Origin of the sequence: Nostoc commune NIES-4072 (assembly GCF_003113895.1) — a bacterium.
GTDB lineage: Bacteria > Cyanobacteriota > Cyanobacteriia > Cyanobacteriales > Nostocaceae > Nostoc > Nostoc commune.
The window spans coordinates 3223002-3243459 of sequence record NZ_BDUD01000001.1; the positions used below are offsets into that span (position 1 = coordinate 3223002).

Annotated in this window: 15 protein-coding genes; 8 read left to right on the forward strand and 7 right to left on the reverse strand. The window is 40.2% G+C overall.

Translation table 11 applies throughout. From position 1 onward, the window contains the following. Positions 1-145 precede the first annotated feature (145 nt). From CDC33_RS14325 to CDC33_RS14340, 4 genes are all read left to right on the forward strand, one after another. Positions 146-955, forward strand: a complete 810-nt coding sequence (locus CDC33_RS14325) for an SDR family oxidoreductase (RefSeq protein ID WP_109009020.1) — start codon at positions 146-148, stop codon at positions 953-955. A 305-nt stretch (positions 956-1260) separates the two neighbouring features. Beyond that, positions 1261-2664, forward strand: a complete 1404-nt coding sequence (locus tag CDC33_RS14330) for a glycoside hydrolase 100 family protein (protein WP_109009021.1) — start codon at positions 1261-1263, stop codon at positions 2662-2664. Positions 2665-3060: 396 nt separating this feature from the next. Next, positions 3061-3363, forward strand: a complete 303-nt coding sequence (locus CDC33_RS14335) for a hypothetical protein (RefSeq protein WP_100900794.1) — start codon at positions 3061-3063, stop codon at positions 3361-3363. 104 nt (positions 3364-3467) lie between these two features. After that, positions 3468-3935, forward strand: coding sequence for a hypothetical protein (locus tag CDC33_RS14340; RefSeq protein ID WP_109009022.1), 468 nt, complete (start codon positions 3468-3470; stop codon positions 3933-3935). Positions 3936-3992: 57 nt separating this feature from the next. Here CDC33_RS14340 and CDC33_RS14345 read toward each other — a convergent pair whose 3' ends face one another. From CDC33_RS14345 to CDC33_RS14355, 3 genes are all read right to left on the reverse strand, one after another. Then, on the reverse strand, positions 3993-4175 hold the full coding sequence (locus CDC33_RS14345) for a hypothetical protein (RefSeq protein WP_109009023.1): 183 nt from the start codon (positions 4173-4175) through the stop codon (positions 3993-3995). 118 nt (positions 4176-4293) lie between these two features. Next, positions 4294-7323 (reverse strand): UPF0182 family protein, encoded by a 3030-nt coding sequence (locus CDC33_RS14350; protein WP_109009024.1) that lies wholly within the window; start codon positions 7321-7323, stop codon positions 4294-4296. Positions 7324-7577: 254 nt separating this feature from the next. Next, entirely contained in the window at positions 7578-7796 is a 219-nt protein-coding gene (locus tag CDC33_RS14355) for a hypothetical protein (protein WP_109009025.1), read from the reverse strand. A gap of 357 nt (positions 7797-8153) precedes the next feature. Between CDC33_RS14355 and egtD the strand changes: the two genes are divergently transcribed. Both egtD and CDC33_RS14365 read left to right on the forward strand, forming a co-directional pair. Beyond that, positions 8154-9188 (forward strand): L-histidine N(alpha)-methyltransferase, encoded by a 1035-nt coding sequence (egtD, locus tag CDC33_RS14360; protein ID WP_109009026.1) that lies wholly within the window; start codon positions 8154-8156, stop codon positions 9186-9188. A 1723-nt stretch (positions 9189-10911) separates the two neighbouring features. Then, on the forward strand, positions 10912-12081 hold the full coding sequence (locus tag CDC33_RS14365; protein ID WP_109009027.1) for a helix-turn-helix domain-containing protein: 1170 nt from the start codon (positions 10912-10914) through the stop codon (positions 12079-12081). A gap of 77 nt (positions 12082-12158) precedes the next feature. Here CDC33_RS14365 and CDC33_RS14370 read toward each other — a convergent pair whose 3' ends face one another. Then, entirely contained in the window at positions 12159-12848 is a 690-nt protein-coding gene (locus tag CDC33_RS14370; RefSeq protein ID WP_109009028.1) for a CPBP family intramembrane glutamic endopeptidase, read from the reverse strand. Between the two features lie 390 nt (positions 12849-13238). On the opposite strand from CDC33_RS14370, the gene glpK reads away from it, so the two are divergent. Further along, positions 13239-14753, forward strand: coding sequence for a glycerol kinase GlpK (gene glpK / locus CDC33_RS14375; RefSeq protein ID WP_109009029.1), 1515 nt, complete (start codon positions 13239-13241; stop codon positions 14751-14753). A 291-nt stretch (positions 14754-15044) separates the two neighbouring features. On the opposite strand, the gene CDC33_RS14380 is transcribed toward glpK, so the two are convergent. Further along, a complete protein-coding gene (locus CDC33_RS14380) occupies positions 15045-16211 on the reverse strand; it encodes a choice-of-anchor tandem repeat GloVer-containing protein (RefSeq protein ID WP_109009030.1) in 1167 nt (388 codons plus the stop codon). Between the two features lie 762 nt (positions 16212-16973). Then, positions 16974-17516 carry a hypothetical protein gene (locus CDC33_RS14385; protein WP_109009031.1) on the reverse strand — a complete coding sequence of 181 codons (543 nt, stop codon included), beginning with the start codon at positions 17514-17516 and terminating at the stop codon, positions 16974-16976. A 350-nt stretch (positions 17517-17866) separates the two neighbouring features. On the opposite strand from CDC33_RS14385, the gene argC reads away from it, so the two are divergent. Beyond that, entirely contained in the window at positions 17867-18859 is a 993-nt protein-coding gene (argC, locus tag CDC33_RS14390; protein WP_109012575.1) for an N-acetyl-gamma-glutamyl-phosphate reductase, read from the forward strand. A 203-nt stretch (positions 18860-19062) separates the two neighbouring features. Here argC and CDC33_RS14395 read toward each other — a convergent pair whose 3' ends face one another. After that, positions 19063-20058, reverse strand: a complete 996-nt coding sequence (locus tag CDC33_RS14395) for a DUF1350 family protein (RefSeq protein WP_109009032.1) — start codon at positions 20056-20058, stop codon at positions 19063-19065. Positions 20059-20458 lie beyond the last annotated feature (400 nt).

A 20458-nucleotide genomic window follows, 5' to 3' on the forward strand; every position in this document is an offset into this window, starting at 1 on the left:
ACTTCATGCAAACGAGAACCTTTATATTTTTAAATTACCTCTATTGGGGGTTGACAACAGCAAGTTTAATACTAAAAAGAATAATCTAAAATCCAAAATTTTTTGACTGGTGCAAATTCAAGTAAGGGCAGCTTAGGCAGGAAATATGATAGGGTTAAAAGGAAAGAATGCTTTAATTACAGGTGCAACTTCAGGTATTGGTCAGGCGATCGCTATCAGACTTGCTCAAGAAGGGTGCAACATCGCCATCAATTACCGCAAAGACCCCGAAGCTGCGGCAGACACGGAAGAGATGGCATTGCAAAAAGCCTGCGGAAATATCGAAACTTGTGGTGTGAAGTCGCTACCGGTTCAGGGAGATGTCTCCCAAGAATCAGACATTGTTGAGATGGTTAACACCGTAGTCAAGGAATTTGGCAGTTTAGATATTCTAGTTAACAATGCTGGCATTCAAACAGAAAGTCCATCCCACGAAGTTACCACAGCAGACTTTGACCGGGTAATTGCAGTCAATCTCCGGGGTGCTTATCTTTGCGCCCGTGAAACTATTAAACACCTCTTGTCTGTTAATCGTCCGGGGGTGATTATTAATATTTCCAGCGTTCACGAAATTATTCCGCGACCCATGTATATCAGTTATTCCATTAGCAAAGGCGGTATGGAAAACCTAACCAAAACTTTAGCATTGGAATATGCCAAGCAAGGTATTCGTGTCAACGCCATTGCCCCCGGAGCAACAGTCACGCCAATAAATCAAGCCTGGATAGATGATCCTGAAAAAAAGGCGATCGTGGAAAGTCACATCCCAATGGGGCGTGCTGGCTCCTCAGAGGAGATGGCAGCCGCAGTAGCTTTTTTAGCTTCGGATGAAGCCGCCTACATCACCGGACAAACCCTATTCATAGATGGTGGATTGACTCTGTATGCTGACTTCCGAGAAAGCTGGTCAGCTTGAAAGAGAGGCAAGGGAGCAGGGAGCAGGGAGCAAGGGGGATAGAACAGAAAGGGGATTCGACGGTTGACCCAACTCTTGGAGAGGCTGCGCCAAAGGTAGAGCTACGTAAACACCCTGCCTATTGCCTTAGCTTTCCGTATGGTACGAGAACTACGCTTGGTTGTTGTGGGAGATTCAGACCTATATTCTGCTCTGCTCCACAGCAGTTCTTGATGAAGTCATGTCCCCCTGCCTGTTCGTTGAAGTAAGGCTTGCGTACTTTCCACAATTGAGCCGATACATACCATTAGTGGAATTAAACGCCCATGACTAGCGCGATCAATAAGAACAGTCTGCTCGAAGCAGAAGCCTGGGAATTGTTGGAAGAGTCGATAATTTATTACCAGGGAAAACCCATTGGTACTGTAGCCGCCAGAGATGCGGAGTCAGATGCACTCAATTATGATCAGTGCTTCCTCCGCGATTTTGTCCCTTCTGCCTTAGTGTTTCTCATGCACGGCAAAGCAGAGATTGTGCGTAACTTCTTAGTAGAAACACTGAAATTACAAAGTCATGAAAAGCAGATAGACTGCTTTGAACCAGGAGCGGGATTAATGCCTGCAAGTTTCAAAGTACATTCTAATGGGAATGAGGAATTTTTAGTCGCTGATTTTGGTGAACTGGCGATCGCTCGTGTTCCCCCAATTGATTCTTGTATGTGGTGGATTCTCTTGCTACGCGCTTATGAAAAAGCTACCGGCGATTTGACTCTAGCGCGTCAGCCAGATTTTCAAGCGGGAATCAAGTTAATTTTGGATCTTTGTTTGGTACATCGCTTTTCTATGTACCCAACAATGTTAGTTCCCGATGGCGCGTTTATGATTGACCGTCGCATGGGAGTCTACGAACATCCTCTAGAAATTCAAGTATTATTCTATGCGTCTCTCAGGGCTGCTAGTGAATTGGTTTTACCAGATGGGGATGGTGATACCTACCTTAGCAAAGTCAATAGGCGATTGGGATCTTTGAAATATCATATCCGCAACTATTACTGGTTAGACCTGAAGCGATTGGGGGAAATTTATCGTTACAAGGATAACGAATTTGGTAAAGAAATTGTTAATAAATTCAACATCAACTCAGAATCAATCCCCACTTGGTTGACCGAGTGGTTGCCCGAAACTGGAGGATATTTAGCGGGAAATTTGGGGCCGGGACGGATAGATTTTCGCTTTTTTGCTCTGGGAAATCTGATGGCAATCTTAGCTTCCTTAGCAAGTGAAAAAGAATCTCAAAGCATTATGAATTTATTTGCCCAACGTTGGCAAGACTTGATCGGCTACATGCCTGTTAAAATCTGCTTTCCAGCAATGGAAGGTTTAGAGTGGAGAATTGTTACAGGATGTGATTCTAAAAACAGGGCTTGGTCTTATCACAACGGCGGTAACTGGCCCGTTTTACTGTGGTTATTTACTGCTGCGGCACTGAAAGCAGGTCGAACAGAACTTGCCCAAGCAGCGATCGCCATTGCCGAAAGGCGTTTATTTAAGGATAAATTCCCAGAATACTACGATGGCAACAATGGTCGTTTGATTGGCAAAGAAGCTAGAACTTATCAAACTTGGAGCATTGCCGGATTGCTAGCAGCCAAAAAGTTCGTAGAAAATCCAGAATACTTGGAATTAATCAGCTTTGCAGAGGGTCTTGAAGTCCCAGGCTGTAGCCTGTAAGTACTGATTGCCCCCTAAAGCTCTAAAGAGAATATGATTTAGCTGTGTGATTATATAGGGTGTCTCTGCTAACTAGCTACACTGAAACAGCGATGCTTCACGGCAAGCCGCTTCTATACCAGAGGCTATGCATAGCTTGCTTCGACCGAGGAATATGGATCTAAGCCAAACTGTTAAAGTATAAGTGAATAAATACCAAAGTTGTGCTAAGTAAAATCCTGATCAACAGATCGCAGCGATCGCATAGCCTCTTTTCTACCAGAGCCTGCCTCTGAATCCTCTTCTCAAATACCCGATAACTGATACACTATATAGTAAGAGGTATCTGAAGTGTCATACTTAGTAATATCACCAGATAGTCTTTGCATAATTAACACGTTTTAACGTGTATAAACCATGAAAAATACTTCAGATTTAATTTCAGAATTTGAACAACTATTCAGACAAAAATTGCAACTAAATAATTGTAAACTTAGAAAGAAAAGACAGGAGAATAATTATGAAATTATTACTCCAGCTAAAGACATTTTTTTGATGTATTGGTCTGAATTCCCAGATGTTAACTTAATATATCAAGCTGTAGGGGTACGCACTCAGCAGACTAGTGTTTATGAACGAGCTATCCGCTCCCACATTAGTTCTAGTCTGAGTAGTATTCAAGAGAATCCTAGCTCTGAATCACCATTATTGGTGAACTAACTAATACTTAGATAACATAGAGAATATTTACTAAGCTCTCGCCAGTTTTTATCATATAACTGACGAGAGTTGATAACTAAAAATCTGTTGATCGAGAGATAAAAATGCAATCCGAAAAAAATCAAGATCAGCTAGATTATAAAACTTTGTTAGCCAATGCAAAGCAAGCCTTAAAAGTTGAATACCACAAATCAGCTGCTTTAGCGTCCCAACTGCAAGCCGTAAAAACTCAGTTACAGCAAGTCCAGGCTGAAAACAAAACTCTTAGGGAGAGTGCTTATGAGGATGTAATTAAGCACTTTGAGGCGCGGACTCAAGCAGCAGAAGCACTAGCACTAAAAACAGAAGTACGCCAAAGATTCCTTGAAGCCAGTGGTTGCAACGATGATCAGAGCTTCGAGACTCTATGGGATAGTATTAAAAATAAGATTCAGATCCAAGATGGTGAAGTGAGAATCGTTGCTCAAAATGGCACTCCTAAATTCACCTTAACAGGCAGCATGATGACTTTGAGGGATTTTATTCAGTCCCTCAAACAAGACCCAATCTCTAAAAAGTTTTTCTCCAACTAAAGAGCCAAATTTCTGAAAGCCTCTCCCTAGAAGCTGACTAAAGATTGTCCAAGAAAGCTATTCATCTTCATCTCCTGGCGGTCGTTCGCTCTGGCTTTGTTGGGAATCCCACTCCAAAATCATGCGTTCCAACATCTCAGACTGCGTACAGTTATTAACATCGGCGTACATTTTAATCAACTTCCTCACTTCAGGACTAATGTGGCGAATCTCTAGTTGGTTACTTTGTACCATGTCCATTAGCTTTTAGTGTCTATTACTTTATGTTGACCCATTAAACTATGTCTGTTCCAATAAATTTTGTTAATGGCGATCGCTCACTATTACCTGCTATGTAACTATTTAGCCTTAAAATCACTTAACCTGGTGGGGCTGCTTCTTCAAAGGGACGGATAATCGGCGGGGCTGGCGTAACCTCTGGTTTAAAAATTCCTTGCAATGCTTGTTCTAAGGTTTGTGCCATGACAATTCGGTTTTCGTAAGCCACAACTACCCGCACCAAAGTAGGTAAGCTATTCTGTGTGGCTTCTAAATAGATTGGCTCAACATACAGCAGTGATTGCTCAATGGGAATTACTAATAGATTGCCCTGAATAGCTCTCGACCCCTGGCGATTCCACAGGGAAATTTGCTGAGAAATTACTGGGTCTTGGTTAATTCGCGCCTCAATTTGCTCTGTTCCGTAAATCAGTCTTTCTTTAGGAAAAGTATATAACAATAACTTACCGTAGTTTTCGCCATCCGATCGCGCCGCTAACCAAGCGATTAAATTAGTCCGTTGTCTGGGAGTATAGGGTAAAAGCAGGATAAACTCTTCTCTACGAGAGGCTGCGCCAACAAAGGGTACGGTGGGTAGACTAGTAATCACATAATACGGTTCTACCGGACGGGCTTCACTGCCATAGATTTCGTTAGGAATCTGCCACTGGTCTTCCCGATTGTAAAATACCTGGGGATCAGTCATGTGATAGGTCATCAACCGCTCAGATTGAATTTTGAAAAAGTCCACCGGATACCGAATATGACTGCGGAGACTAACTGGCATGGCACTGAGCGGTTTGAAGGTGTTGGGAAATATCTTTGACCAAGTGGCAATTATCGGATCGCTGGGATCAGCAATATAAAAATTAACACTGCCGTTGTATGCATCAATCACTACCTTGATTGAGTTACGGATGTAGTTGATCCCATCGCTACCAGTGTCTGAGTAAGGATAGCGATCGCTTGTTGTGTAGGCATCAACAATCCAGTAAAGATAACTGGGATTACTTGGTAAATCAAGATTTGCAGCAGCAGCCACTAAATAAGGGTCGCTGTCAAATTTGAGGAAAGGTGCGATCGCTTGAATACGTTGCTTCACATTTCGCCGGAACAACACCCTTGTCTCAGGCAAAAAGTCCCGTGTGAATAACATTTGCCAATCCTTCAAATACATGGCAAACAGCACGCGTCGCCATGCTGAACCGATTTCAACACCACCTAGACCATCATAAGAGTTGTAAACATTGTCACTACCACTGGGATAGTCTAACTCTCTAACTCTTGTGCCAGTCATCACGTAAGTATTGGCTATTTCACCGTAATAAATTCGGGGTTGCCCAATGGGAATACTGTCACGAATGGCTTCACTGGAAGTTGTGAGAGCGCTACTATTACCGCTAATATCTTTGACAAAATATTCTGGTAGCCCACCCGGGCCAACTGTATTAACTGGGCTAACAGTGAACCCAAAACCGTGGGTATAAATTAAATGGCGGTTAACCCATGTTTGAGCTTCCTGTGGTACTGCACTGTAGTTTAGTTCTCGTCCAGCAATCAGTACCTGCCGCCGTTCTGTTGGTTCAGCTGCTTGCTGCTCCGGTTCTGGCGGTTTTTGGGGAGCTGATGGTCGGCGTGAAGTTACATCTGTTTTCAGAGTATACCGATCAATATCGGCATCGGGGAACCGATAATACGGCCGGATTTGTTGCAGCTGACGGTTAGTTTGTAACAGTGGGCGCTGATCCCAAAGGCGAATATTCCGAATTGTCAAGTCATTATTTTGAATATCAGCTTCAGTTAGTGTTCCTTGGGGGTTGAAGGTTCTGGCATCGATCGCCTCTAGATCGAATGCTTGGCGAGTTAAAGCTATAGTTCGCTGAATGTAGGGTTGCTCTCGTTGTAACTCATTAGGTTGAACAATTAAAGATTGCACCACAGCAGGTATAACAACATCAGCTGCTACAACTAGTACTAGATAAACCCCTAAACCGTAAAATACTAAACGACGATATTGAGATTTGGGTTTCCAGAAAAATGTTCGCCAAAGTAGATAAGTTGCGATCGCTACTGCCACGATGCACAAGACGGTGTAAGCTGGCAACTGGGCTGTCACATCGGTATAGCTAGCACCATAACTTACTCCACGGGTAGAATACACCAGTTCATAGCGACTCAGCCAATAACTAAAAGCCATTACCAGCATCAACAAGCCACCCATACCGTATAAATGACGCTGCTGCTGGGGTGAAAAACCGGGGAAAATCCCCTGACTCAAACTGTCAGCCGACAAGAGATAAGTAAGGGTAACAGCGACAAAGCCATACAAACATAATCCCATCAGCCAGAGTTCTAACAGTTCCCAAAAGGGTAAAGAAAAGACGTAAAAGCTGATATCTCGACCAAATAAAGGCTCAGTACTGTTGAAAAGGGTGGGGTGGAAATATTGCAGCACCTTCGCCCAGTTTTGGAATACGATCAACCCAAAAATTGGACTGAAGAGAAGTGCGATCGCAGTTAGTAAAAATTGGGGATAGATTAAAATTGCGATCGCTACTCCCCCAATTAAACCGAGATACGATACTTGAGAGAAAATCTGCCTCAAGAGGTGCCAAATTGTCTCTGGTCGAAATAAGGCAAGAATGGGTTGACTAGCTTTATTTACTGGAGGATGCCAGTAAGAAAAAGCAATTTGACCATAGTGAGCCAGCATTAACCCGATCAACAAGCTTAGTACCAAAGCTAGGGGTAATAACCAGCGCAATCTGAATGGTTTAAAGGGTTGCGGCGTAAGTGTCCGGGTTTCGTTGCCTCTCGGATAATGAGGACTGAGAAAATTTTTTAATTCACTGCTCAGTTGTGCTTCCTCACGCCTGACTTCTTCAATCTTCAGCGACTGGGGATATTTTAGCCGTTGTGCTAGAGCCAGGTTTAGCAGTAGATAGGCAGCAGTTATCCCAGCCACCACTACCCACAAAACACCACGAGTTACCACCCTCAACAAAAATACTTGGAGATAGCCAACTTCCTGAAACCAAAAAATCTCTGCTCCCATGCGAGAACCCAGATCCAGGAGTAGCCACAGCCCTAAAAATACAATTAATAGTCTAAAGCCCCATTTCCAATACATTGATATGTAATTTAATAAGAACGCCAATTCTCTATTTGCAAGCTAGGTACTCTTTCAAATTATCGAACATTAGATGTTACAAAAATATGATTATGAGTTAGTGCTGTTGCTGCAATTAATATTTCATAAAAACCGATAGTAGTACCTGTTGTATTTAAAATACTTCTAATTTGGGTAGTAGATTTTAATAGCTTTATAGTATTTTTTCTCGTTTGAAAAATTACTAATTACGCAGGTATTAACTAAATAACCCCTCATTGCAACTCGAATTCGTTAGGTGGTAGGAGTTCGTCTCGGTAGGACTCAAAAATAATACTTTCTACTACACGTTGATGTTGCATAATTGTTTCTGGCCAAGTCGTGGCTTTTGTTTCTAAGAAAGTAACAAAGACTCTGCTTTCAGTAATACCTTGTGGTGTTTCAGCTAGTTCAATTTTGCCATTTTTATAAATTCCTTCAATAGTTCGTAGCATTGTTGTTTACCTCCTATCTAATTTTTAAATGTAGTTCCAGTTTAGAACATCCGAGTTCTCAGGGTAAGCTTAAATAGTTCTGAGCATGAAGTTCCGAGTTCTAAGGATAGAACTTAGAGTTCAGAGCCTCAACAACACAACATAGGGGCACGGCAGTATTCGTCCCCCTACCGATGTACCTTATATAAAGGAAAACCGCTATATTGTCATTTGAATCAGGAAATTCCTAAAAATAGCTTTAAAGCTTGAGCAATATTGCTCAAGCATGATTTTATTAGCTATGGCTATGTGTTTCACTAATTAGAGTAAAGGTTTGCCATTACAGGTAATCTATTACGCCAAGCATACGGAGGTTTAATGTCGATATCTAAAGCTCTCAACAGGAACGTTACTTCTCAAAACACCGTTGAAAAACGCTTGCAGATGCAGTGTTTGATAGGAGCAACTCAAATAGTTGCACCTAGTACTGGGAGTGATGTAGTGAAGGGATTAACTCAAACATCTAAATCTCTACCCCCCTCTTACTTTTATGATGACCGTGGTTCTGAGCTATTTGAGCTAATCTGTGATTTACCAGAATATTATCTCACACGCACAGAAACAACGATTTTACAACAGTATGCTGGTGAAATTGCCAAGATAACTGGCGCTTGTGAATTAGTAGAACTTGGCAGTGGCAATTCTATCAAAACCCGCATTTTACTAGATGCCTACCAGCAGCTAGACTATCCCTTGCACTACTTACCAATTGATGTGTGTGCAGGTATATTGGAAAGTAGCGCCAAGCAGTTATTAAGAGATTATCCCTTACTGCAAGTTTATGCTTTAGCGGCAACTTATGAATTAGCCCTTGCAAAACTCCTACCGACGCAATTACCCAGCAGGATGATTTGTTTTATTGGTAGTAGTTTAGGTAATCTTACGCCTAATGAATGTGATGTATTCTTCTCTCAAATTACAGAAGCCCTACAAGTAGGTGAGTATTTCTTGTTGGGGATAGATTTACGAAAGCCGAAACAGATTTTGGAACCAGCTTATAACGACAGTCAGGGAGTAACGGCAGCATTTAACCTCAATATACTGGAGCATTTAAATCAACAGTTTGAGGGGAATTTTGATACCACCCAGTTTGAACACTGGGCATTTTACAATGAAAATGAACATCAAATAGAAATGCATTTACGCAGCTTGCGATCGCAAATTGTAGAATTACGCGCTCTTAACCTCAAGGTTAATTTTGCATTAGGTGAGACTATCCTCACCGAAATTTCCCGTAAATTTGACCTCAATATTATCAAGCAGCAACTCAGCGCACAAGGTTTATTACCTCTCCAAGTGTGGACAGATTCAAATCAATGGTTTGGTTTATTGCTCTGTCAACTGCAAGGATAAAGCAAATCAGAGTATGCCTCACATTTAGACCAATACATTTCAGTTAAGCCCCAAATCCTTTGTAGAGAGGTTGCATTGCAACCTCTCTACATAGCTAAAATCTTTAACCCAAGCGTATTGCAATGTAGACCTAACAAAACACCCCCAACCCTTGTAGGGTTGGGGAAAGCTAAACTCTGCTCTTCTTTTAAGAAAGAGGTTATTCTAGAATTATGGAATTGAGCTTACAGAAAGCCTGCAATTAGATACACCTGAAATCATTGACGCTTATTCATCAATTAAGTCAGCACTAACTATTAATAATTTAGTCGTATTTTTTTATTATTAAAATAGGAATTTTACTGAAGTTTTTGAAAAACGCGATTTTCAGTAAATTAGCCAATAAATCGTATATTTAATGAACTACAACCAAAAATATATAAAGTTTTAATAAAACCTGATTTTTATGAAGTGACTTTTATCAAAGTACCTGTATGCGTTCCGGAATGGATACTCATCTGTCTATAGCAATCAGATTTGATTTTTTAAAAAACCTAAGTATATGTATGGTGAATTATGAATATTTAAGTAAAACGGTGTAAATAATTAAAGGTTTGTAGTAAGAACTCTAGTCCCAAAATAATGACTGAAATCCTTACTACGAAATCGATTACAATAATTTTATATTACTTAATATAGTTTTGTGTGTAATTTAATTAGTTGATAAGCCTTGTGAACTGAAGTAAGTAAAAAAAGTGACGAGATGAGATTTTATAGTATTTACACCTCACCCATCACTCCTTAATAACTTGCGCGTTGATAAGCTGTTACGCATTTTTAAATTACACCAGCTTATTGGTTGATTTATCCTCTAACTAAAGAGGCGGATAATTGTTAACTTGTTATGTAATTTATTATACAAATAAATTTAATTTATTAATATCCATTAGTCTTACTTTTGCTTATGCCATATAGTTACTTCATAGACTTGTGAAAGTCCAAAAGCTCAGATTTCTGACTTTTGGTAAGAAGTCACGAATCTTTTTGTGGAAAAAATGTATTCATAATTACAAATAAACTTAACTTAAACTATATATCTTTGGTAGTAGTAGGTTGATGCTTGTGATGGAAGTTGGGGAAAAAATTATTAGTTATTCTAAGTAATCATGGAAATAATTATTATTAGTAATAAATCATTCATTGGGAAAATGAAAAATTGGGTTAAACAAGAACAGGAACTTAAAGTTGAGATTCAGAGTTTTCTAACTGTGCTGTTTCATCTAATTTCTCTCCGAGTCATAATTATGACTGGCTTATTAAGCTTAATCACAAATTAGCATAATCTGGGGTCAACCGATTTTGCATTCGTATTTAGCTAAGTTTACCAAATCTTCCCACTAAAGGTAGAAATAATACTTAGCAAAATGTTGTAAGCTTTTTGTAAAAACCATCTGAGTAGCAAAAGTTATCAATGCACACTCTCTAATTCCCTAGATTTAATCTGCTTTACTCATCTAGGTTAAATACAATACATGTCATTTACACTACTATACCAACTGTCTGTAGTACTATGAGACATAACTTGTTGAAAACCTAGATATAGACATATTCTTATAGGTTCTATTGAATAATAATTGCAGTTTAGAACTAGTTAAATTTATAATATGAAATACTGCAATTTTTCCAATAATTTACCTAGTAGATTTTTTGCTTCAACTTTGCAAGTAAGTAGCGGGAATTTAAGGTGAACATAGAAAAATTTATCCAACGCTCAGAAACATTGCACAATCGTTTAGCAGATTTATACCAAACTGCTAGTGTATTACCTTGGATTTCACCTGAACTGCTGCCGCAAGCTTTTAAAGAACTCTATAACACTTCAAAGATAGTGCAGTTAGCAGCAGAGGAACTCCATCAACAAAATGAGGAACTAATACAAACACGGAATTGGTTAGAATCAGAACGCCAACACTATCAAGAATTATTCGACTTTGCGCCTGACGCCTATTTAGTGACTAATACAGAAGGAATTATCCAAGAAGCTAACTTCACCGCAGTTAAATTGCTCAATGTTTCAAAGCAATTTTTGGTGGGTAAACCAATGATTAACTTCGTCCCTCTAGAAGAACGTCAGCACCTTCGTACCGAACTTATAGAACTATCTCAATCAGACAGAGTTAAAGAGCTATTGATACGCTTGCAACAACATCATGGTGAGTTATTTGATGCAGCTTTGACAGTGGCAGTTGCCCAGAATCCGCAGGGTAAGGCAACCTCTTTACGCTGGATCTTACGTAATATTTCTGAACGGAAAGGGGTAGAATCAGCAGTAGTTAAAAATGATAGCAACCTCTTGTATGATCGTCCTGTACAGAAATTCTCTAAAGGAGAAACTATTCCCCTCAACCCATTAGTAGTTTTGTATGTTTGTCAGGGTTTGGTCAAACTTAGTACTTACTGTGAAACTGGTGAAGAAATTTTAATAGGATTGGCAACAGCAGAAATGGTTTTTGGCTCTAGTTTAACATCTTTAAACATTTACCAAGCAACAGCCCTCTCTGATGTTGAGTTGGTGTCAATTTATGCAGCAGAGATAGCAGCTTCTCCCAACCTGAGCCATATCCTTTTACCAAAAATTAATCAGCGCTTACGCCAAACAGAATCTTTTCTAGTCATTTCTGGAAGACGACGGGTACAAGAGCGCTTGCACCATCTATTACAACTTTTGAAACGGGAAGTTGGTGAAACTGTGCCGGAGGGAACTCGCCTAAGTGTTCGCTTTACTCACGAAGATATTGCTAGCGCTTGCTGCACTACCAGGGTAACAATTACACGATTGATCGGCAAATTACAAGAAGAAGGTGTAATCAGTTTTGACTTAAAAAAACACATGATATTGAAAGATTTTGATTAATTACTTTCTTGTAGATTGATGACTTGGAATTTTGAATTTTGAGCGTACTTATACAAAGAAGCAATGTGACATCTTTATTAAGCAAAAATAAGTTGCCAGCCAATTAAGAAAATTGCTATATCTGCAAAAATATGGCTGATGTATCCAGGCCAGATTGAGCAATAAGTTAAGTAGCACCATGACCAAATCGCCCCTGCTAGGAACACACCCAATGAGCATAATGTTGTTGCACGCCAGTCAAAGTAAGCTGCCAAACCAACAATGTGATGAATCGTAAAAAACAGTGCAGATAGTACTACAGCTAAAGGACTCGATACCAACATTTCACATTTGCGATAGACAAACCAACGCCAGACAAATTCCTCAAGTAAAGAATTGACAAATATCCAGTAGGCTGAACCTACTAAGTAAACCACAAAACTGTCCAATCCAACTTGCGTTGCTCTATCACGAACATATTCAACATCTATCCACTTTGCGCCCAGTAGCCAATAAACAATCAACATGATGCATAGCATCAGTAGCCCTAATCCAACTCCAGCCAACAAATCGCGTCTTTTAGGATATTGGGCTTTTAAATTCTCTTTATCGATAAATAACAACCAAATAATGGGTAGTACCAACATCCAGATTTTAGATAATAAAGCTACTAAATGTCCTTTCAAGCCGGGGAGCATATACAGTTGAGTTGCAACACCAATGCTCGGAACTGGCACAAGCAATAACAAAGCTAGTAGTGCATTTCGATTTAGGTGAAGTTTGAACATGCTAAAGTTTTGTTGTATTTTGATAGTTTTAACTTTTATTATTAGTATTACTTTTGATATGCGAAGTATAAAACTTTAGTATCGTAATCAAACTTGAAGAACGTGACACTTTGTACGTTGTCACAGAAATTAATACTAAAACTAGTATAAAGTTATGTGTAATGTTCCCTCGATCGCAGCATTTATATCATAATTTTTTGTGTCGATTTACTTACACATAATTCAAATGCACAGCGTCCTGCAACGTTGTGAAGGATCTGGGATTTGAGGCGGACACAGCAAGGTAAGCGCAACGCTATCTCAACAGGTAACTCAAAATGTACCCAAAATAATGTATATCTAATTTGACGTGTATTGCTAAAATCGCCTACGCAGCATGTCAAAGCAGCTATGCACACACTTGGCAACATAACTCAATCATTGGGCTACATCTTAGCACTGGACTTAGGTACGACAGGTAACCGCGCCTTTGTGTTTAACGCAGACGGCAAGATTGTTGGACAGGCATACAAAGAACTAACTCAGTATTATCCTCAGCCCGGATGGTTAGAACATGACCCTCAACAAATCTGGCAGGATACGTGTTGGGTAATGCAAACCGCAATTGATAATGCCCAGATTACTCCATCTACGATCGCAGCTTTGGGGCTAACTGTACAGCGTGAAACCTGTTTGATTTGGGACAAAACTACTGGTAAACCACTCCATAGAGCGATCGTCTGGCAAGATCGCCGCACTGCTCCCCTTTGCCACCAATTACAACAGCAAGGCTACGCTAATGAAATTTACGATCGCACCGGATTAATCATCGATGCCTACTTTTCTGCTACTAAGTTTAGGTGGCTATTAGACAAGTTTACAGATATTGACCTGAATAATGTCTTAGCAGGCACTATTGATACCTGGGTGCTGTGGAACCTCACAGGTGGTAAAGTCCATGCTACTGACCACAGCAACGCCAGCCGGACAATGTTGATGAATCTCAAAACCTTTGAGTGGGATGAGAACTTACTTGAACTATTTCAGCTTCCGGCGCATATTTTGCCCCAAATTCAGCCTAGTTTAGGAGTATTTGGAGTCACTGATGCTACCTTGTTGGGTGCTGAAATTCCGATTACTGCGATTTTGGGGGATCAACAAGCTGCTCTATTTGGTCATGGCTGCGATCGCCCCGGTTTGATGAAATGTACTTACGGTACTGGTAGCTTTTTAGTCGCTCATACAGGCGATCAAATTGTGCGCTCACACCATCAACTTATTTCTACAGTGGCATGGACACAAGCAAATCCAAAGGGAACTTTAGATGTAGGCTATGCCTTAGAAGGTAGTATGTTTACTAGTGGAGCTTGTATTCAATGGTTACGCGATCGCCTGAAGCTGATTAAAACTGCTGCTGAAAGTGAAGCGATGGCAAATCAGGTAAGAGATAATGGCGGAGTCTACTTTGTGCCTGCATTTAGTGGACTAGGCGCACCTTACTGGGATATGAGCGCCAGGGGAGCCTTTTTCGGCATTACCGCCAGTGTACAACCAGAGCATCTAGTTCGCGCCGTGTTGGAAGCGATCGCTTATCAAGTTCTGGAAGTAGTACAGGCGATTAATGCCTCTAGTAGTACTCCAGTTGGGCGATTAACGGTAGATGGTGGTGCTTGCGAGAATAATTTTCTGATGCAGTTCCAAGCGGATGTATTAGGTATTCCAGTTGAACGTCCGGTAATGCGTGATACGACCGTTCAAGGTGCAGCATTTGCAGCAGGTTTAGCTGTAGGATTTTGGCAGAGCTATAAAGCACTGGTGGAACAACGGCAAATTGAACGTGTGTTTGAGCCGGGGAGCGATGCTCCATTGTCCAATTTTGCTACATGGCAAAAGGCAGTGAAACGCACTCTCGCTTGGGAGGAGTAGCCTTAGTTCAGATAAGCAGGAGAGACAAAGTGTAGCTTTGGCGGCGTGGGATTATTATTTTTGATTATGCAAGAGGTCTATTCTTAAAACAAAAAATCAGATTGTACTTTTGACAGTTTCTCAGTAACAATCTGATTAATTATTTTGCTTCATCATGAAGGTATTTGGTTATCTGCGAATGTCTTTTCCACTTTCAGATAGTCAGTCAGCCTAACTATCTGAAAATGGAAAAATCTAAATTTATCTAATCTACGTTCTACTATTTATTTAGCAAGTAGATTGTATTTGAGGCTATGGTGTAAATTTAAACACAGTTCCTTGTCCAGAAGCGCCTTCAGCAGAGGTAGTACCATAAAATGCACCATTAGCAAGTTGAATTAGGGTGGACTCTGGCGTTGCCCCATTCGTGCCATTAAAACTAAACAACAAAGTGAGGGTTCCTCCAGGTGTCAACCGATAGATGCCTCCTTTATTATTTGCACCACCTGTAGAAGTCGTACCGTAAAAGTTACCGTCGCTTCCTTTTGTGAGTGCAGCTGTGGGGTTGGCCCCATTGGTACCATTGAAACTGGCAACTAAAACTGGTGTACCGCCACCGAGCGGAAACCTAAATATAGCTCCTCGATTACTGGCTCCACCCAGAAAAGTTGTGCCATAAAGAAATCCACCATCTTCAATTAATGCAGACCGGGGATTTCGCCCATTAGCGCCACTAAAGTTATATGAAGTTATTGCTCCTGCGGGAGTTAACTTGTATACCACACCATCATTAGTTGCTCCACCTGCTGAGGCGCTGCCATAGTAGTTTCCGTCACTACCTAATTGCAACCTTGCTAATGGAGTTGCTCCATTAGTACCGTTGAAGTTAACTAAGATAGTAGGGACACCACCAGTCAGAGGAATCTTGAATACAGTTCCTTTGCTGTTGACCCCACCAGCAGAAGTTATCCCCACCAAGCTGCCATCGCTACCTGAAATCAATCGACCTGCTGGGTTGGCTCCATTAGTGCCATTGAAATTTAAAAGAGTTGTCAAGTTTGTAAAATTCGGTTTTTGCAACTTAAACAATGTACCGAGGTTATTTGTACCACCTGTAAAGGTTGCACCATATAGATTGTCATCACTTGCCTGGAATAATCTAGCAACTGGGTTAGTTCCATTGGTTCCAGTGAAGTTAACTAGTGTGGTCAGAGTACTAAAATTAGTACCAGTTAATTTGAATGCTGTTCCTCTATCTTGCGAACCACCTGCGGAAGTGGTTCCATAAAGATTGCCATCTTTCCCTGCAAACACACCTGCTCTTGGGGCCGCTCCATTAGTACCGTTAAAATTTACGACGGTCGTTAATGTTTGTGCAGAGGCTTGTGGTAAGGGCAATACTAATGGAGACGCCAACACAGCCAGAGAAGTCAAAATCAATACGCTATTTTTGCTTTGACGTTGTTTGTACAGGTTCATCTTGTTCACTTAACTCCTACAAAAATTTGCTCAGACACGAACCAGAAATAAATCTCCAACCTACTCTTTGAGAACTGCTCCGCCGAAGGTAGTTTCAGTGTCGGCGTAGTCGGTTATTCGTTTTAATAAAGCTGGAGATTTATTTTTATGGATATCCCTCAAACTGGGTATAGCGATTTTCGTATGGATGCAACCAGCTATGGGACGCAATACTTTGCTCCTTAACAGATATCTATTCCATACAATCGAAAACAGCTTGAATGGCTTGGAGTAACGGATTTTGTAGTACTTGATTTCACAAATTAGTTGTAAAATTAGGTACTCTCAATTCGTTATTCATAACTAGCTTTTAGTGAGAAATCACCAGAAATTTTAGTATAGTCTTGGTCAGGAAGGATTTAGAAATCCTTTGGATGACTATACCGTAAGGGCTGTATTCACACTTAAGTTAATTGCTGAAAATGAGATAATTAATGATCTCGCTCAGTAACATAACATACTCATTATTTTTTAGATGTCGTGAGCAACACAAAAAATTTAAATTTAACTTTTACCTCTGCGAATGACGTTATTGCAATTGCCAAAGCTTTAAATGTAGTTAATATTTCTAAGAGCCAAGGAAAACCACTCCCACCCCAGAACTTTTAGTTGATTCACCGATTTAGTTGTTTTTAGCTGTGGTCAGAGAGCCTGTACAAGATAAAACTGCTCTGGTGTAAATCCAGAGCAGCGTTAATCTATACTGCATTTTTGGATGCAATTTTAAGATGCGTTTGCTTTGGCAGTTCCCCGGAGTACTATAGTCTGATATGACTGTAATTGTCCAGACAGGGGAGTACGAATAAATCCTGATGTTTTTTGAGTAGTTAAAATGGCTTCGGTTTGGACAGGAGTTTCTGCATTGCCGATAAATAGGTTAATAATTGGCAAAAGTAAGCTCAGTTTAACTACATTTCCTCCAAAGTCAGGGTTTGGTGGCTTGCTAATAATAACTGTCACTAGTGTACCGATATCAGTAGCTAATGTCTGAATTTCGTTACCACTAAAACGAGTGGAAATGTTTTTAGTTCTGTAATCAAGCTGTGGAACTCCCTTGAGAATCGAATACTCAATCTTAGTACCTTCGCCCTCAAGTTCAAACTCATTTGGTTGTTGCACAACAATTGCTTGTGCTGGCTTTGTGGATTTGGGCATCAAAAAAGAAACCAGTGATGTGGCGGTTAAACCAGTCACAAAGGTAAAAGCAGTTTTGAGAATTTGACGGCGGGGAGAACTACCAGCAATGTCTTTTAAGTTAGGCTTCATAATTAAGAAATTCCAAAAGCTAATAAATCTGATCTTTTCAAATATATAATGCTTCCGCAGATTACGTTTTAGTACTTAAAGCTAATTATCCTATACTTTATGGGTAGGTTAAGACTTGGTTTAATCAAGCGATCGCTACTATTTGAAACGTGCTTACCCTGAACGTGCTACCCTTTTTAGACAGGGGAATTAAACGCCTTAACCTTGTCAAAGGATTCTTATACTTTAGATGCGTTTGCCCTGGCTTTCTCCCTAAATCAACTCCTGACTGAGCAAAAAGCAAGCAATTTGACCAGCATGAATTGATTTACTGCATAATACTACTCACAGATCAGGATGCTGGACGCATGATTGCTAAACCTAAGATTTTTATTGATGGGGAATCAGGAACCACTGGCTTACATATTTACTCACGCCTCAATCAACGGGATGATATCGAGTTAGTTAGCATTGAGGCATCTAAACGTAGGGATGCAACTGAGCGAGCTAAATTAATTAATGCCGTTGATGTTGTCATTCTCTGCCTACCTGATGATGCAGCCCGCGAAGCTGTTAGCTTAGTAAGTAGTACTACGGTTAAAATCCTTGATGCTAGTAGTGCCCATCGCACAGCTAATAACTGGGTATATGGTTTTCCTGAACTCAATCCAGGACAGCGAGAGAAAATCGCCAGCGCTCAGTTTGTCAGCAATCCAGGCTGTTATCCTACAGGATTTTTAGCCTGTATCCGTCCGTTGATTGCTAAAGGAATTTTAAAGAGCAATTTTCCCATCACCGTCAATGCAGTGTCAGGTTACTCTGGTGGCGGAAAGAATCTGATTAAGCAATACCATACCTTCCATGAACAGGAGGCTGGAGGAGAGTCGCTCTATCCTTATGGTATCTACGGTTTGCAGTTTGGACATAAGCATGTCAAGGAAATGCATTATTATTCAGAGTTAGCATCGCCGCCGCTATTCGTACCAGCAGTAGGGGATTTTGAGCGAGGGATGCTGGTTCAGATACCTTTGCCGTTAGGAATTTTGGATAATCCACCATCAGGTGAGGTTATTCATCAAGCAATTGTTAACTACTACCAAAGTGAAAAATTTGTCCAGGTTGCTCCATACCAAGATTCTACACTGCTGCGAGACGGAATATTTTTGGATGCGATGTCTACGACGGGCTACGCCTACGCAATGAACGGCACTAATACTGTTCAGGTATTTGTATTCGCCAATGACACTACCAAAGAAGCATTGCTAGTTGCTCGTCTCGATAATTTGGGCAAAGGTGCATCGGGAGCCGCAATCCAAAACTTAAACATCATGCTAGGCTTTCCAGAAGAGTTAGGATTGTTATAAAAGAGGGTGAGACAATAGAGAAAAAGCAGTAATTTACTTCATGCTCAATAACTAATGGTTTGTACAAAACAGCAATAACTATGATCAGTGGGTAAATTGCTCATTTTAAAAAGCAAAAAGGCAAATTGAGAAAGCAATCTGTCTTTTTGCTTAAGAAGCGCTATATTATTAACTTAATGATTTTGGAACTTTCAGTACTTTTGTTATTTATTCTTTTTTAGTTCCTCAATTAATTGAATTACATGAGATTCAAAGCCTCTATTTCGTTCTTCCACTGATTCAATAAAAGGTCGATTAAAAAGATTAATTACAACCTTGCCTAGTTGAATACCTAATGGTTTTAAATGTCCACCCTTTACAGTTTGTACAAATTTTTGGGGTGGTTTTTTTAGAATATTAGTAAACCACTCACAGGTTACTTTAGCAATATTATCAGATTGAAAACAAACTAAACCCATGATATTAAATAAACCACTATCCTTAATTAAGTTTTGGGTCTCTTCAACGGTTGGTTTCACACCCCAACCCAGATTATCGATGAGATTCGCTAAAAACTGAGGACGAATTGCGCTCCCTGTATCAGCAATGGCAGGTGCTAATAGGACAGAAGCCTGCCCTTTAATGAAGACACTGTTAATTTTGATTTCCCGATTTACGTAACTGTAAATTAGCTTCCGATCTTCTACAATTTTTTGTTTAAGTTCCTCAAAGAGAAGGTTAATGTCTGCAATAACACTTTCTATTTGTGACTCATCCGAAGTATAAGATAGCAGATTCCGAATAAACTTTTCTCTATCTTGAGGCTCTGGAGGTAAAGCAGTAAATCCTTCTAACAGGGAGATATATTTACAGCCAAGGCTATGTCCAATCCAAGAAAAGTTTTTATCATCTAGATAAGCTTCATAATCATATCCTTCAACGCTTGCCATCCTCACAAGCTCTGGCAGAATTTCATACTGCTCTCTCATGAGGAAACCAGCTTCTACATAATGATTAAAAGTAAAATTAAACGGCAAAAGAATAATTGTATATCCCTGCTCATATAGGCATTGCAGCAGATAGCGATAAAAAATCATGGGGCCAAATGTACCAAAGAAAGCCCCTGCAATAAATTGAATTACTCCTTTAGGTTGTGGATGCAGAGCAACCCAACTGTGAGAAACGGGTTTAAATCTTAGTTTTAAATTTGTATTTACCATGATTTAGCAATGAGTGCATCTCATTTTGGTAGGTGTATACTTAATCTCCAAACTGAAGTTGCTGATTTTCGGATATTTTCTTGTTTCCACCAAAGCCACTACTTGTCTACTTTGTCAATGTATAAATCCTAGTACTGTGAGTTTGATTAGCTGGGATTTTGGCAGCATTTTGAAGATATCCGCAGAAGTCCAGTGGACTTTTCCCGCATCAGTTTAGCTATTGGACTTTTTTGTAACATCAAGTTTATCAGTAAGTCAAGACCAGTTGGGCATTGCAGACAGCGATTTGTGTGTAATAAAGCTTGTACAATTGTCAAGGCGGTTTTTCCTGCCAGAATACTTCTCAGGCGTAAAATTTATCGACAGCAAAATTTTTCTACTTTGTGTTTTTCCATCCTGC